The sequence below is a fragment of the Neorhizobium sp. JUb45 genome (assembly GCF_004343585.1).
Taxonomy (GTDB): domain Bacteria; phylum Pseudomonadota; class Alphaproteobacteria; order Rhizobiales; family Rhizobiaceae; genus Neorhizobium.
In genome coordinates, this window is record NZ_SLYW01000007.1 from 133055 (window position 1) to 149629 (window position 16575).

The 16575-nt window shown below is 61.1% G+C and carries 11 protein-coding genes; all 11 read right to left on the minus strand.

Going from position 1 to position 16575, the window contains the following annotated elements; genetic code table 11:
* Window positions 1-16 precede the first annotated feature (16 nt).
* Window positions 17-1597 carry a SulP family inorganic anion transporter gene (locus EDF70_RS22940; RefSeq protein WP_132278299.1) on the minus strand — a complete coding sequence of 527 codons (1581 nt, stop codon included), beginning with the start codon at window positions 1595-1597 and terminating at the stop codon, window positions 17-19.
* A gap of 5 nt (window positions 1598-1602) precedes the next feature.
* Window positions 1603-2304, minus strand: a complete 702-nt coding sequence (locus EDF70_RS22945) for a carbonic anhydrase (protein WP_132278301.1) — start codon at window positions 2302-2304, stop codon at window positions 1603-1605.
* A 487-nt stretch (window positions 2305-2791) separates the two neighbouring features.
* Window positions 2792-4741, minus strand: a complete 1950-nt coding sequence (locus tag EDF70_RS22950) for a MacB family efflux pump subunit (protein ID WP_132278303.1) — start codon at window positions 4739-4741, stop codon at window positions 2792-2794.
* Between the two features lie 13 nt (window positions 4742-4754).
* On the minus strand, window positions 4755-5966 hold the full coding sequence (locus tag EDF70_RS22955; protein ID WP_132278305.1) for an efflux RND transporter periplasmic adaptor subunit: 1212 nt from the start codon (window positions 5964-5966) through the stop codon (window positions 4755-4757).
* 194 nt (window positions 5967-6160) lie between these two features.
* A complete protein-coding gene (locus EDF70_RS22960; RefSeq protein WP_132278307.1) occupies window positions 6161-7897 on the minus strand; it encodes a M14 family metallopeptidase in 1737 nt (578 codons plus the stop codon).
* Window positions 7898-7926: 29 nt separating this feature from the next.
* On the minus strand, window positions 7927-8775 hold the full coding sequence (locus EDF70_RS22965; RefSeq protein WP_132278309.1) for an ABC transporter permease: 849 nt from the start codon (window positions 8773-8775) through the stop codon (window positions 7927-7929).
* 6 nt (window positions 8776-8781) lie between these two features.
* On the minus strand, window positions 8782-9705 hold the full coding sequence (locus tag EDF70_RS22970; RefSeq protein ID WP_132278311.1) for an ABC transporter permease: 924 nt from the start codon (window positions 9703-9705) through the stop codon (window positions 8782-8784).
* A gap of 75 nt (window positions 9706-9780) precedes the next feature.
* Window positions 9781-11316: an ABC transporter substrate-binding protein gene (locus tag EDF70_RS22975; RefSeq protein WP_132278313.1), complete on the minus strand. Its 1536-nt coding sequence runs from the start codon at window positions 11314-11316 to the stop codon at window positions 9781-9783.
* 43 nt (window positions 11317-11359) lie between these two features.
* The gene (locus EDF70_RS22980; protein ID WP_165932107.1) at window positions 11360-13183 is read right to left on the minus strand and encodes an ABC transporter ATP-binding protein; all 1824 of its coding nucleotides are present in this window, start codon (window positions 13181-13183) and stop codon (window positions 11360-11362) included.
* On the minus strand, window positions 13180-14946 hold the full coding sequence (locus tag EDF70_RS22985; RefSeq protein ID WP_132278315.1) for a biotin carboxylase N-terminal domain-containing protein: 1767 nt from the start codon (window positions 14944-14946) through the stop codon (window positions 13180-13182). Before EDF70_RS22985 ends, EDF70_RS22980 begins: the two co-directional genes overlap by 4 nt.
* Window positions 14943-16544: an urea amidolyase family protein gene (locus EDF70_RS22990; RefSeq protein WP_132278317.1), complete on the minus strand. Its 1602-nt coding sequence runs from the start codon at window positions 16542-16544 to the stop codon at window positions 14943-14945. The genes EDF70_RS22985 and EDF70_RS22990 overlap by 4 nt, the downstream gene beginning before the upstream one ends.
* Window positions 16545-16575 lie beyond the last annotated feature (31 nt).

The following is a 16575-nucleotide window of genomic DNA, read 5'->3' on the forward strand; positions in this document are numbered from 1 at the left end:
TTCTTGAGGTGCCGCCTTACGCGGCCGCTTCGGCATAAAACCGCCGCAACTGCGGATCGACACGATGATGCCGTTCGGCGGAAGTCGCGGAAGCATATTCGACATGCACCCGGCGGCCCGCACGCGTCTCGCGCTGCACCCATTCGCTGATGGTCTCGGCGCAGGTGTGGTCGAGATAATGCAAATCGGGAGCAGTCAGGCGCACCGGCTGGCTGGCCGGCAGTTTTTCCAGCAGGTTCAGCAGTGCCGGAATGTCCTTGGCGGTCGCCGCACCCGTCAGGTTGAGATAGATCTCGTCCTCGGTCTCCGCCGTCTCGATATGCAGGCGACGGCGCAGATAAGGCACGATCTCGGCGATCGACAGCGCAAGGCCCACACTGACGCCGATCAGCAGATCCTGCGTCACCACCAGCGAGACCGTGGCGAACCAGATGCCGACCGGCACCCAGCCGTGATGGTCGAACAGGTGGCGCACATGGTGCAGGCTTACCAGACGCCAGCCGGTCACCAGCAGCACAGCCGCCAGCGCCGTCATCGGCACCACGCCGAGAAGCTGCGGCAGCAGTGCCACCAGCGCCAGAACCCATGCGCCATGCATGACCGCTGAAAGGCGGGTTTTCGCACCGGCCTGAATATTGGCCGAGGAACGCACGATCACACCGGTGATCGGCAGCGCGCCGAGCATGCCGCAGATGCCGTTGCCGATGCCCTGGGCGAAAAGCTCCTTGTTGTATTTCGTGCGCTCACCATCATGCATGCGATCCACCGCCGCTGCGGAAAGAAGCGTTTCGGCACTGGCAATCACGGCGATGACGAGGACGGTGATGAAAATGCCCGGTTCCGACAGCCGCATGAAATCGCCGACGCCGGGGATCGAGATGCCATCCAGCAGGGACGCCGGCAGATCGACGCGGGCGATCGGAAGGCTGAAGCCGACGGCCAGCAGCGTACCGAAGGCAACGCCGATCAGCGCGCCCGGTACCAGTTTCAGCTTGGCCGGACGAAATTTTTCCCAGCCGATCATGGCGAGCAGCGACGCCACGCCCACCATCAGCGCCAGTGTCTGATTGGTGATGCCGTCATGCCAGAGTTTTTCGACACTGTTTTCGATGGCGACGACATTCTGGATGCCGCCGGCCGCCGGCTTGGAATCCATCAGAACGTGGATCTGGCCGAGGATGATAAGAATGCCGATACCGGCCAGCATGCCATGAACGACTGCCGGGGAAATGGCGCGGAACCACGAGCCGATCCGCAGAAACCCGGCAAGGATCTGGATCATGCCAGCCGCAACCAGAACCGGGCCAAGCGCTGCTACGCCATATTGTTCGACAAACCCGAAAACGATGACGGCAAGACCCGCCGCAGGTCCGGAAACCTGCAACGGAGAGCCGGCTATTGCGCCGACGACAATGCCGCCGACGATTCCGGAAATCAGGCCCATGGCGACGGGCACGCCCGAAGCCACCGCAATGCCGAGGCAAAGCGGGATGGCGACGAGAAAGACCACCACCGAGGAGGCGAAATCTGCCGCGAAGGTGGATGGTGATTGCCCCGAGGAGGGCGGTATATGCTGGACAGTGCCGTCGTTCGCCATATGCGTTACTCCGCCGCTATCTGCGCTGTCGCTGGGATCACATGCGGCACGCCGCGGCCGGTCACCGCCACCGGCAGTGGCTGGCCATCCTCGATCTCGATGAAACGTTTTTCGACGCCGTCATAAACAAGTACTTCGCCGGTCTCGATGTCAAAAAACCAGCCGTGCAAGGTGACTTCGCTCTTCGCCAGTCTGGACGCGACCGAGGGATGTGTGCGCAGGTGATCGAGCTGCACGACCACGTTTTCCATGGCAACGGCGCGGATCTTTTCCTTCTCGTCCATGTTCGGCGGATAGGCCTCGCAGACGATCGAATGAGCGGCATGGCTATGTTTCAGCCAGGCGGCGACATTGGGCATCTTGCCGAGCAGGTCGGGTTGGCAAAGGCCTTTCATGGCGCCACAGTCCGAATGACCGCAGACGATGATGTCACGCACGCCCAAAGCCACGAGCGCATATTCGATGGCTGAAGACACGCCGCCATTCATGGTCTGGAATGGCGGAACGATATTGCCGGCATTGCGGCATACGAACAGTTCGCCGGGGCCGGATTGGGTGATGGTTTCCGGCATGACGCGGCTGTCGGCACAGGAGATCATTAGTGCCTGCGGCGACTGGCCTTCATGTGCGAGCTTGCGGTAAAGCGCCGAGTGATCCGGGAAAACGGCGCCGCGAAAACTGGAGATGCCCTTCAGAAGGTCGCCCATGGTCGTATCCTCTCTTGCCGGACCTGTAATGACGGAGGATTTCCCTCAGTCCGGCGGGTTAAGTGAAGCGATCATTTCGCACCGCAACATTAGCAATGCGAAAATGACAATTGGCTGACATGTGGGGAGGTGAAATATGAGGAGTAATCGCTATAAATCGATTTTACAGTAAAAATGTCATTAGTGGGCGTCCGGAAAAAATCGTTGTTTGTCAGTTCACTAGCGGGTGATCGTAGATAAAATGCTAAGGTGGACGTCAAAAATCTGTGAGGGCGTAGTATTTTTAGGTTTCCCGCAAGCAGAACATTGCATTGCAGCAACATTCGCCTTTGGGTGGCGCCTTCGTGAGCGTTCGTCAGGGAATTTTTCTCTTGAGTATGATGAGCTGTGCTTAGCTTTTGTGCATGGCGAAACCGATATGATGCGGTTTGAACGTTGCACATCCTGGAGGGGTCTTTTCAGGAAACCTGCGACCCCTCCTTTCCTGTCACGTGAGCGCCGCCACCGGATCCAGTCGAGACGCATTGCGCGCCGGCAGATATCCGAAGGCAATGCCGATCAGGCAGGAGGACAGCACGGCGAGCACGATCGGTGCGGTGGTGAACACGAGGCTGAAGCTGGAGCCGAACAGGCTGAAGGTGAAGCCGAACAGCAAGGCAAGTGCCACGCCCAGCACGCCGCCAATCATGCAGACCAGCACGGCCTCGATCAGGAACTGTTGCAGGATATCCTGACGCCTTGCACCAACCGCCATGCGCACGCCGATCTCGCTCACCCGTTCGGATACGGAAACCAGCATGATGTTCATCACGCCGATGCCGCCGACGATAAGCGAGATCACGGCAATTGCACCGATCAGAAGTGTCATCGTCTGTGTCGTGCTGGTAATGGTCTGGCGGATGTCGTCGGTGTTGAGGATGAAGAAATCCTTGGTTCCGTGGCGACCTGTCAGAAAGGTGGTCACGGCCTGCTCGGCAACACTGGTTTCCGCATCATCGCTGATCCGCAATGTCACGCTGCGCAGCGATTGGTCGCCGGTAAAGCGCGTCTGGACGCTGGTATAGGGAAGATAGATCGAAAGGTTGTCGCTGGAGCCAAAGCCGCCCTGCTGTGCGGAGATGACGCCGATCACCCGGCATGGCACGCTGCCGACCAGCACGACCTGGCCGATCGCCTGGGTCACATCCGTGCCAAACAGGGTCTTGGCGGTGTTCTCGTCTATGACGGCGTCCTGTTCCATGGCGGCAACGCCAGTATCATCGAACAGTCGACCGGCCAGCAGTTTTGATCCCTTGACCTCGAAATACCGGCTGCCGACGCCATTCACCAGCGCATTGGCTTCGGTTGCGCCAAAGCGGGCCGTGGTGTTCGTCGATACGGTCGGCGTGGCGGCGGCAACATAGGAGAGTTTGGCCAGCGCTTCCGCATCGGAGACAAGCAGGGTTTTCACCCGGCCGGAGCGCATGTCGCCAAAACCGGCGCCGGGAAACACTTCCAGCGTGTTGGTGCCGAGGCTGCTGATATTGGCCAGCACCTTCTGCTGGCTGCCGGTGCCGAGCGCCACCACCGAAATCACCGAGGCGATGCCGATGATGATGCCGAGCATGGTAAGAAAGGAGCGCATGCGGTGCGCCGTCAACGCCTTGCAGGCCATCAGGAAGGCTTCGCGGAAGCGTTCCATGCCGGCACCGACCCGGTTGGTTTTCGTCGGTGTTTCGGTTTCGGTCTTCGCGGGAGCATGCCTTGCCGTTTCGGAACGCGTGTCCGAAATGATCTCGCCATCGGATATCTCGATGATCCGTTCGGCCCGTGCCGCGACGCTGGCATCATGCGTGACGATGATGATCGTGCGGCCTTCGGCGTGCAGTTCGTCGAGAATCCGCAGCACCTCTTCGCCGCTCGTCTTGTCGAGTGCCCCGGTCGGTTCGTCCGCCAGGATCACCTCGGCATCGTTCATCAGGGCGCGAGCAATGGAGACGCGCTGCTGCTGGCCGCCGGACAGATGGCCGGGTCGGTGGTCGGTGCGATCCGCCATGCCGAGGCGACCGAGAAGTGCCGCCGCCCGCTCCCGCCGTTGACCACGGTCGCGTCCGGCATAAACGGCGGGGATCTCGACATTGGCAAGCGCCGAAATCTCGTCCAGCAGGTGGTAACGCTGAAAGATGAAGCCAAAGTGTTCGCGCCGAAGTGCAGAGCGGTCATCATTGTCGAGCGCCGACGTCTCGTGGCCGGAAATCCTGTAGGTGCCGGCTGTCGGCCGGTCGAGCAGGCCGAGTATGTTCATCAGCGTCGATTTGCCGGAGCCGGAAGCACCGATGATGGCGACCATCTCGCCCCGTTCGATGGTGAGGTCGACGTCTTTCAGCACGGTGATCGTGCCGTCACCGGAAGCATATTCACGGCGCAGGCCGGACAGTGAAATCAGAGGTTCGGTCATGAGCACACCTCCATCAGAACATCGGCGGCGGGCCGCCGCGTCTGCCGCCGCCAGAGGCCGAGGCAGCAGCCGCACCCTCGCCGATGACGACGCGCTCGCCCTGTTCCAGGCCGGATTTCACTTCCGCCGTGATCTTGTTGTTGAGGCCGATCTCCACCTTGCGGGTTTCCAGCTGGCCGTCCTTTTCGACGCGCACCTGCGAGGTGCCGGTCGCGGCCGTTTCCGGCAGGGCAGAGGATGGGATCGTCAGCGCATTCGCGGCCGAGCCGAGGATGATATTGACCTCTGCCGACATATAGGTGCGGAAACGACCGTCATCATTGGCGATGTCGAAGACCCCGATATAGTAGATTGCCGATGACGAACTGGAGGATGAGGACGAAGACGAACTCGTGGTGGATGTCGAGACACTGCTGTCCTCTGTGATCGATTCCGGTGCCGGCTCTATGGTCGTCAGTTTTGCCTCATAGGTCTTTGCACGGTCGCCGATCACGTTGAACCGCACCGCCTGGCCGGCCTTGACGCGGGTGATGTCGGCCTCGGAAATTTCGGCGCGCACCGTCATGCGGGTGAGATCACCCAGAACGACAATGGTGGGGGCAGACTGCGCGGCATTGACGGTGCGGCCCTCCTGATTGACCACGGCAAGCACCGTGCCATCCATCGGCGCGCTGATGCGGGTGTAACCGACATCGGCCTCAGCTGTCTCAACGGCCACTTCCGCTTCGGTGATCTGCGCATCCAATGCCTGGATCTGGGCCGCGATCACCTTCACCTCTGATTCCGCGGTTTGAAGATCGGCGCGTGAACCTGCCTGCTTCTCATAAATGGCCTTTTGGCGTTCCAGAGTCAGATGGGCGTTCTCCAGCTGGGCGACGCGCTCGGCGCGCTGGGCCTGCACATTTGCCAGGGCTGCTTTGGAGGTACGCAGCGCATTGTTCTGCGTGGTGGAATCGATTTCCGCGATCAGATCGCCTGCCTTGACGGTGTCACCGACGGCAACCTTCAGCGATGTCACGCGGCCGGTCGCCTGCGAACCAACTGCGACAAGGCGCGACGGTTTCAACGTACCGGTGGCAAGCACCGTCGATTCCACATTGGCCCGCATCACCGGTGCCGTCAGCGTGGTCGGCGTCGATGCCGATGACGACAGGGCAAAGGCTGCGACGCCGCCGATGGTCGCGATGGCGAGGATGATAATTGGCAGGGCCGTCTTGAGGCGCATGTGCAGTATCGACCTTATTGGAACTTGAGAGTACCGATATTGGTTCTGCCAAGCGGGTGTCAACGCGATAGCACATTAAATGATGGACAGGTTCAGGCCGGGCGGACCAGCCCGCAGCAACGCATTCGCCCCCGCATCGGTGTCGAAACCGAAGGCGAGGGCGGTAACAGAATGTCGAAAAATCAGGCTTTGAATCAGACGGTCGGTGCGTCTGCCTGCAACAGTTGCCACGCGTCGTAAGCCGAGATCACCGTCTCCATCTGCGCCGTATGGCCTGCAATGAAATCGTCGCCGTAGATCGTCTCGTCCGGATATTCGGTGATCAGCGTCAGCGGCACGGTGTGGCGGTCATCGACCGATGACAGGCATGGGAAACCGTTGATGATGCGAAAACCCGTCTCGCCGGCATGGGTTTCATAAAGCGCGATCTGCCGGTTGTTATAATCGAGAATGCCCGGAATGGCGCCGAGGTGACGGGTGACGTGGTCGAGCATAGCTTCGGCTTGGCTCGTCCAGCCTGCGTGATGGCGCATGACGAGGAAGAAACCTTTCGGCAGCGTCCACATGGCAAAATTGCGCGGCACGTAACCGGAGAGCGGGCGTGTCCATTCATGCGACGGGTAACCGTGCAGGTTCACATGCAGCTTTGCGCCGCTCAGGTCCTGCGCCGCGAAACGGATGGCCTTTTCGTTCAGGTGTTTTCCGGAGTTTTCGCGGGTGCGGTATTCGAGGTCGTCACCCAGCGCCGTGTAACGCGCGGCGTGGTGCATGTGGCGCGGGTTGTCGACGCGCAAACGCTGGTGCAGCGCGTAACCATCCGGGTTTTCCAGCGGCGAGATGGTGAAATGCGCGTTGCTGCGTTCCTTGAGGGCACGCGCGGCGCGGATGGCACCGACAATGCCTGTCGTCTCGTTCGGGTGCTGACCACCGCTGATCATCACGGCGGCATCGCTGCCCTTGACGTAACGGGCAGAGAGCGCGCGGCCGGAACGGGAATTGGCGGAAAACTCTTCACCGCCGATCTCGGCCAGCAGCTTTGCCATCTGGCTGGCTGCCGGCGGTTCGATGGCCGTATCGATCGCCTGTTCTGCGCCGTCGAGGAAACCGGTCGTCAGCGGACGGGTTTCGACACGGATGCTGATTTCACCAGTGCTCTGAACGATTTCCGGCACGATCTGGCCGGGCTTCAGGCCACGATCGCCAAGCGGACGGCCGGATTTCTTCTGAAAGAATTCCAGCAGCGAGAAATAAAAGTCTTCGTGCAGGGCCTCGCGCAGGCTCACCACCTCGTCGCCGACCGGCAGTTCCATGTCTTCGGCCGGATGCGCAACGCGGATGTTCAGTTCTTCGAAATAAGGTTCGGTCGAACCCCAGTCGTAACCGGCAATGGCATCGATTGCGCCATGAAACAGTCGCTCGTAATCTGTTTCGAGACGTTCTCCCGCCTCGTCGCCGTCTGCACGATACCAGCCTGTCGGTGAGACATTGGTTTCGCCAACGACATCTTCATGCACGCGGTTCGGCACCAGAACCTTCAGCGTTTCCGTCTGACCATTCCGCGTCAGTGCCACGTCGTAAAAGAGCTCACCATCCTCGCGGGCAATGAACGCGATTTTTGCGTCACCGACCAGCGCTGCCAGCGGATAGGCTTCGAGGCGAAAACGATTGGCCGGCGCATTGGCATGCACGGGATAACGCACCTCGATTTCCGTCACGCCGGGAAGGTCGATCTCTTCAAGGAAGGTGAAGAGAAGCGGCTTGTAGGCGCTGCGGATGCGGGCGGTGATGCCCTTGTCCTTCAGCGCCGCTTCCGTGGCGCGGCGGCTCTTCGTATCGTCGAAAGTCCAGGCTTCGAAGGAGAGGCCGGGCTTGGCACCGGTGACCAGAGTTTCAAGAGTGCGCGGAACGGAAGTCTCGAAGATCGAAGTCATGGTGCTAAGCCTTGCTGTAATCGAAGAGGTTATCTGGAGGTGCGGCCGGTCGGGTCGAGGCTGTCGCGCAGCCAGTCCCCGAGCAGGTTGAGGCCAAGCACGGTGAGCAGGATGGCGAGGCCCGGAAAGACGCTGACCCACCATGCCGTTTGCAGATAGGTGCGGCCGTCGGCCAGCATGCCGCCCCAGCTCGGGATGGTCGGATCGACGCCGAGGCCGAGGAAGGTCAGGCTGCTTTCCAGGAGGATGTTGTTGGCGACGTTCAGCGTCATCAACACGATCACCGGGCCGATCAGGTTCGGCAGCAGGTGCTGAAAGATGATGCGCCAGTCTTTGACACCGATCGCGCGCGCCGAAAGGATGAACTCGCGCTCACGCAGCGTCAGCACCGAGCCGCGCACCAGACGGGCATATTGCACCCATTGCGACACGATCAGCAGGATGATCGTGTTGGTAAGGCTACCGCCGACGATGGCGATGAAGGTGATGGCGAGCAGAATGAATGGCATGGCCAGCTGCAGGTCGGCGAAACGCATGACCAGCATGTCCCAGAAGCCACGGTAATAACCTGCAATCAGGCCCATCAGCACGCCGAAAATCACGGCGCCGATGACCGAGGTGAAGCCGACCAGAAGCGAGATTTTGCCACCGGCAACGACACGGGCAAGCACGTCACGGCCGAGCGGATCGGTGCCGAACGGGAAGGCGGCGTTGGTGAAGGGTTTGACCAGACGCGCCATCAGATTGATTTTGTCGGCGCCGCCGGGAAACAGGATGTCGGAGAACAGCACGGCGAGGCAGATGACGACCGTCAGCACCGTGCCGAGGATGAATTCGAGGCTCGCGAAGCGCGACAGGCGGGAGGTTTTTGCAGCCATTGTCGTTTACTCCGTGCGGATGCGGGGATCGACGAGGCCATAGGCGATGTCGACCAGAAGGTTGATGCCGACGATCATCAGCGACAAAACGGTGATGACGGCCTGGAGAACGGGGAAATCGCGGGCGCCGACGGCGTCGAAGGCAAGCGTGCCCATGCCCGGCCAGTTGAACACGCGCTCGATGACGACGATGCCGCCGAGCAGGCCGCCGAACTGCAGGCCGAAATAGGTGATCAGCGGAATGGCGCAGTTGCGCAGCGCGTGTTTGTAGAGAACCTTGCTTTCGGAAAGTCCCTTGGCGCGCGCCACCATGATATATTGCGACTGCAGCGTTTCCAGCATCGAGGTGCGCACGAGGCGGACATTGGTCGCGGTCAAGATGACACCCATGGTGACGGCCGGCATCACATAGCTTGCAAAGCCCGACATGCCGCTCGGCGGCAGCCAGCCCAGCGTGATGGCAAACAGCAGCACCAGCATGGTGGCGAGCCAGAAATTCGGGAAGGACAGACCGATCAGCGAAAAGATGCGGATCGCCTGATCGGCGGCCTTGCCACGCGAGGTGGCGGCCTTGATGCCGAGCGGGATGGACAGCACGATCGACACGAACATCGAGATGAAGGCGAGCAGCAGCGTTGCCGGCAGGGCATGGCCGATCAGCAGGGAAACCGAGGTGCCGCCGGAAAAGCTGCGACCGAAATCGAGCGTCACCAGACCCTTGATGAAATTCCAGTACTGGACGAGGAACGGCTGATCGGTGCCGAGCGACGCACGAATGCGCGCAAGGTCATCCTCCGTCATACTGCCGCCACCCTGAAACATCGTGACGGCCGGATCGCCGGTCAGGCGAATGGCGAAAGAGACGACGAGCGTGATGGCGATGACGACGAAAATCGCCTGTAGCAATCGCTTGATGAGGAAACCGGCCACGTTCTAGTTCCTAAAAGAGAAGTCCTGCCCCGCCCGCTGATGCGGGCGAGGCGATTTGTCGGTCGTTAAGGCCGATTACTCGACGGTGACGTCGGTCAGCTTCAGGCGGTTGTCCGGGGGAGCGATGAAGCCCTTGACGCGCTTGTTGATGCCGAAGATGGCGTTGCTGTTGTACAGCGGAAGCTCAAGAGCGCGTTCCGATGCGTAGGCGGCAACTTCCTTGAGGATCTTTTCGCGCGCGGCACGGTCGGTCAGCGGACGCTGCGATTCCAGCAGCTTGTCCAGCTTTTCGTCCTTGTCGTAGGGGTTCCACTTTTCGCCGGAATGGTACATCGAATACGCCGTGTTGTCGTAATCGAAGGTCCAACCGCCCCACTTCTGCTGGAACATCGCGCCGGTCTTGCCCTGCGGGATGATGTCGTTGAGCAGAACATTGGTCTCATAGGGCTTGATGGTGGCGGTGATGCCGACCATCGACAGATAGCTGGAAATGACCTGCGCCACTTCGTTCATCGTCGCGTCATTGCCGCGGATGTCGATCTGCAGCGTCGCACCGGCCTTCACGCCGGCTTCCGCCAGCAGCTTCTTGGCACCGGCCGGATCGTAAGGAATTGCCTTGAGGTCCGGGTCGAAGCCGAAGGACAGCGCGCTCTGGAAGCTGGTGATCTCGGATGCTTGACCGGCAAGGATCGACTGAACGATCGTGGCGCGATCAACGGCCATGATGATCGCTTGGCGCACCTTCGGATCGGCAGTGATGCCGTCGCGGGTGTTGAAGCGCAGGGCATCGACGGTCGGGCCGGGAACGGAAACGATTTCCAGCTTGTCGTCGCCCTGGATGACCGGCAGCATGCCGATCGGGATGGTCGGCGGGATCACCAGATCGACGCGGCCGGCCTGCAGTTCGGCGACAGCCGTTGCCGGCTCGGCGATGAAGCGGAATTCCAGTTCCGACAGTTTTGGAGCGCCGCCCCAATAGTCGGCATTGGCTTCCAGCTTGATATCGACCTTGGGCTGGTAGGAGACGAACTTGAACGCGCCTGTGCCAACCGGGTTGAGGTTGAAATTGTCCTCACCCTTTTCCTGAATGTATTTCGGCGGCACGATCATGGCGCCATAACCGGCAAGCTTGGTCAGCAGAACCGGATCCGGGGCCTTGAGCTTGAGATCGACCGTATAGTCGTCGATCACTTCAACGCTTTCGATCGAGATGTAGTTGGAACGCTGCGGACCCTTGGCACCCTGTTCGCCGAGAAGGCGCTCGAAGGTGAATTTTACGGCCGCGGCATTGAAGGGCTCGCCGTTGTGGAACTTGACGTTCTGGCGAAGCTTGAAGCGGATGCGCTTGCCTTCGTCCAGTTCGGTCCACGATTCAGCAAGACCCGGCACCAGCTTGAGGTCGGGACCGCGATAGGTCAGGCCGTCAAAAATGTTGGTGGCAACGGCTGCCCATTGCACGAGAAACGTATCGATCGGATCCCAGCTGCCCGGATCCTGCGGGCTCGAAATCGTCATTTTGCCGGCGGCAAGAGCGGGCGTCGCCGTCATTGCCGTACCAGACAGGGCAAGCGCCATGAAGGTCGCTGCCATTCCCCGTTTGAACGTTGTCATTACCTGTTCCTCTTCAGATGCTCTGCGATTGTTTCGCGTTTATTCAGGCGCTCTTCGCGACGAAGTGGCCTGGATTGATTTCCTCGTGCACGAGGACCGGGCGCTCGTCGCCGACGCGGCGCACCGGATTGGGGATTTCGCCTTCGATCATAGCCGACTGGCGCGGCACCGTCGGATCGGCGACCGGCACGGCCGAAAGAAGGCGGCGGGTATAGTCATGGCCCGGCGTTTCAAACACCTGCCGGCGCGAACCCATTTCCATGATCTGGCCAAGATAGAGCACGGCAACGCGGTGGCTCATCTTTTCCACCACCGCCATGTCATGGCTGATGAACAGATAGGCGAGACCGCGTTCGGCCTGCAGGTCCATGAACAGGTTGATGATCTGCGCCTGAATGGAGACGTCGAGCGCGGACAGCGCTTCGTCGGCAATGATCAGCTTCGGATCGGAGGCAAGCGCGCGGGCAATGCAGACACGCTGGCGCTGGCCGCCGGAAAACTCGTGCGGATAACGCGAGGCAACGTCGGACGACAGGCCGACACGCTCCAGCAGTTCATCGACGCGGCGTTTGACTGCCTTGCTGTCGGAGATCAGCGAATGGGTGTTGATCGGCTCGGCAATGGAGAAACCGACCGTCTTGCGCGGATCGAGCGAAGCGAACGGGTCCTGAAAGATATACTGCACTTCCTGCCGCATGCGAAAGCGTTCCGCCGCCGACATCGAGGAAAAGGTGCGGCCGTTGAACGAAATCTCGCCGCCCATCGACGATTGCAGCTGCTGGATCGTGCGGCCGATCGTCGATTTGCCGGAACCGCTTTCGCCGACCAGCGCCAGCGTTTCGCCCGGATGGATATCGAAGGAAACCTTCTGCACGGCGCTGCAGCGATGCGTCGCCTTGCCGAAAATGTTCTTCTTGATGTCGAAACGGACAAACAGGTCCTTGACCGACAGAAGCGGCTTTTCGTCGTATTTGGCCGTGTCCTGAATGCGCTCTTCGCCGCCCAGCGCCGGCTCGCCGTCCTGCAAAACGGTCAGCGGCAGGCGTTTTGGAAAATCCTCGCCGGTCATGCTGCCGAGCTTCGGCACGGCGGAAAGAAGCGCCTTGGTATAGGGATGCTGCGGGTTGGCAAAAATCTCGCGAACCGGACCTTCCTCGACCTTCTTGCCCTTCCACATGACGACGACATGGTCGGCCATTTCGGCAACCACGCCCATGTCATGGGTGATGAACACCATGCCCATGCCGAGCGTCTTCTGCAGGTCGCGCATGATGTTGAGGATCTGCGCCTGAATGGTGACGTCGAGCGCCGTGGTCGGCTCGTCGGCGATCAGCAGCTTTGGCCGGCAGGCAAGCGCCATAGCGATCATCACGCGCTGGCGCATGCCGCCGGAGAGCTGATGTGGATAGCGCGTCAGAAGCTCGGCCGAGTCGGGCAGGCGCACCATGTCGAGCAGACGGCCGGCTTCTGCCATGGCAGCCGGCTTGCCCATCTTCTCGTGCAGCATCAGCACTTCGCAGATCTGGTCACCGATGGTGAAGACCGGGTTGAGCGACGTCATCGGCTCCTGGAAGATCATGGCGATCTCCTTGCCGCGGATCGAGCGCATCTCCTTCTGGGAGGCCTTCAGGAGGTCTCGGTCGTTGAACAGGATGCGGCCGCTCGCGTATTTCGCGCCCATCATGTCGGCAAGCCGCATGGTCGACAGCGATGTGACCGACTTGCCGGAACCGGATTCGCCGACAACGGCAACCGTCTGGCCGGCCGCGACCGTAAACGACAGGTCGTCGACGACACGGCTGGAGCCGAATTCGACGCTCAGATTTTCGACCGACAGAAGCGGCTTGTTGTTTTCGCTCATGGTCATGTCCGTGTCTCCGGCTTGGCCTGTTCGGTCGTTGAAATGGTGCCGCTGGCGATGCGGGCAATGACGGCGCCTGCCGTCTGTGAAGAACCGGCTTCGGCAAGGATCCTGATGGTGCCGGCAATCGGTGCGCTGACCGCTGTCTCCATCTTCATCACGTCCATCATTGCCAGCACGTCACCCTTTTCGACAGGTGCGCCATCGGAAACATTCCAGTGAACGAGCAGGCCCGGAACCGGGGCGAGAACCGCGCCGATATCGGTTTCATCATTCTTGTCGCTGTTGTTCTGTGCCGCCGAAAGCGGGCCGAGCAGGCGCAGAAAACTGTCTGGAATGCCGATCTCGACACGCTTGCCGTCGATTTCGACATGGCCGCGCAACAAGCCGGTGCCTGATTCCGGGGCAGGGCGGCTGGCTGCTTCCAGCGTCTCGGCAAAATCGGTCTCGATCCAGCGCGTGTGAACGCGGAAATCCTTGGCGAAATCGTCATGCGCGATGACGGCGCGATGGAAGGGCAGCACGGAGGGCACGCCATCTATGGCGAATTCATCCAGCGCTCGGCGCGACCGTACAATCGCCTGTTCGCGGGTTGCGCCCCAGATGATCAGCTTGGCCGACAGGGAATCGAACATCGGCGGAATGGCCGAGCCGGAGACGACGCCCGAATCCAGACGCACACCGGGGCCGGAAGGAGCGGCAAATCTGGAAATCTCACCGGCAGAGGGCAGAAAGCCACGGCCCGGATCTTCCATGTTGATGCGGAACTCGATCGCATGGCCGCGCGGTTCCGGCATCTCGGTCACGCTGACGGCCAAACCTTCGGCGATGCGGAACTGTTCGATGACGAGATCGAGACCGGTCGTTTCTTCCGTTACCGGGTGTTCCACCTGCAGGCGGGTATTGACCTCGAGGAAGGAGATGACGCCATCGGCGCTGAGCAGAAATTCCACAGTTCCGGCACCGGTATAACCGGCGGCCGCGCAGATATCGCGCGATGCCTGATGGATTTTTTCCCGCTGTGCATCGGAGAGGAAAGGCGCAGGTGCTTCCTCGACAAGTTTCTGGTTGCGACGCTGCAAAGAGCAATCGCGGGTCCCCACCACCAGAACATTGCCTAGACGGTCCGCCAGCACCTGCGCCTCGATATGCCGCGGGCGGTCGAGAAACTGCTCGACATAACATTCGCCGCGACCAAAAGCGGCGACAGCCTCGCGGGTCGCCGATGAAAACATTTCTTCGACCTCGTCCAGCTGACGGGCGATCTTCATGCCGCGTCCACCGCCGCCATGCGCCGCCTTGATGGCGATCGGCAGGCCGAATTTCTTGGCAAACGCCAGCGCTTCGGCGGGCGACGAAATCGCGCCATCGGAACCGGCCACCAGCGGCGCGCCGACCTTCTGGGCAATCGCCCGCGCCTGCAGCTTGTCGCCGAGTGCTTCGATGACCTGCGGATCAGGACCGATCCAGATCAGGCCGGCATCGATGACGGCCTGCGCAAACTCGCTGCGCTCCGACAGAAAGCCATAACCCGGATGCACGGCGTCGGCGACCGAACGTTTGGCGATGGCGATCAGCTTGTCGATATCGAGATAGCTGTCCTTGGCGGTCACGCCATCGAGCGCAAAAGCCTCGTCAGCCAGCGTTACGAATAGCGCGTCAGCGTCGGCATCGGCGTAAACGGCGACAGAAGTCAGGCCGTAATCCTTGCAGGCCCGGATGATCCGCACCGCGATCTCGCCGCGGTTTGCTATCAGAACCTTCTTCATGGGCATTTTCCTGCAATGAAACGGGGCGAAAAGTGGCTGATCGCGTTGAAGCGGATTTTTGCGCCCACGGGAATTTGGCCGGCCAGATCGAGATGGTGGCCGGCGACATTGGCAATGACCGGATAACCGCCGGTCAGCGGATGATCGGCAAGAAACAGAACAGGCTGGCCGCTGGCCGGCACCTGCAGCGCCCCACGCATGGTCGCCTCACTCGGCAGTTCGCCGGGGTTGGCGCGCTCAAGTGCTTCACCGGCAAGGCGGATGCCGACGCGGCTCGACTGCGGCGTGACCGACCATTCCTGCGAAAGGAAATTTTCGACGGCGGCATCGGTGAACCAGTCGGTACGAGGCCCCATCACCACGTCGAGCACGACGGTTTCTGTCGCGGACGGCATCGCAAAGCTCGGTTCGTCCGTGGCAACCAGCGAACCGGCTGCTGCCGGCCGAATAGCGACGACGTCACCGGCAACAGGAGCGGCGGGGCCGATCTGCGCCAGCGTATCGGTGGCGGCGCTGCCGAGAACCGGAGCAATATCAAAACCGCCGCGCAGTGCCAGATAGGAACGCATGCCGGCTTCCGGCATCCCGAGCGAAACCACATCGCCGTCATCAAGCGCGATTGCCGTGTGGTGCGGGGCCGAGATCCTGGTGCCATCGGCGCCGGTGATCGAGATCGCAGCCGTCGCGCCCGTCAGAGCCATGACGCCCTGACCGTGCATGCGAAAGCTGAACCCGCCCAGTGTGATCTCAAGCGTCGTGGTGTTTGCCGGGTTGCCGACGATACGGTTGGCGGCCTTGAAACTCGCGCGATCTGCGGCACCCGATACGCTGATACCCTGGCCGGCCTGTCCGGCGCGGCCGAGATCCTGAAAGACGGGCGGCAGGCCGAACGAGACGATTTCGATCGATGATCCGGTATCCGTCTGAACGCGTGCTGCCGGCTTTGCCGCCGGCGTGCTCAAAGCCTTGATCTCGTAGGCCGCGTCTTTCGCCATGTCACGAAACTTGATGCGGCTGCCCGGCTGCAGCAGCGAAGCCGGCACACGGTCGATATCGAACATGGCAAGCGGCGTCGTGCCGATCAGCTGCCAGCCGCCGGGGCTGGTTTTCGGATAGATACCGCTGAATTCGCCGGCAAGGCCGACAGCGCCGGCCGGAACCTGTGTGCGTGGAGATTTGCGGCGCGGCACATTGAGACGTGGATCGCCGCCGGACAGATAGGCAAAACCCGGCGCAAAACCGGTGAAGGCGGCGACATAATCGCTTTCGCCATGCCGGCGGATGATCTCATCGGCGCTCATGCCGAGAATGCCGGCAACCTCGGCCAGATCCTCGCCATCGTAGCGAACCGGAATGTCCACCAATGCGCCGGATGCGGCCTTGCGTTCGCCGCCGGCCAGCGCAGTCACGGTTTCGATCAATGCGTCGTCGGAAATGGTGTAGGGATCGAACGAAATCAGCAGCGTGCGGGCAGCCGGAATGATTTCGCTGATACCTTCGACCGGATTGTTGTTCAGGGCATCGAACAGCGCCAGCGCCTCGCCGAGATCGGCGAGCTCCACGAGAAAGCAATCGCCACGCACCGGTAGGATGCGCATCGACGTGTCTCTGGTCGCTATTGGCATGAGG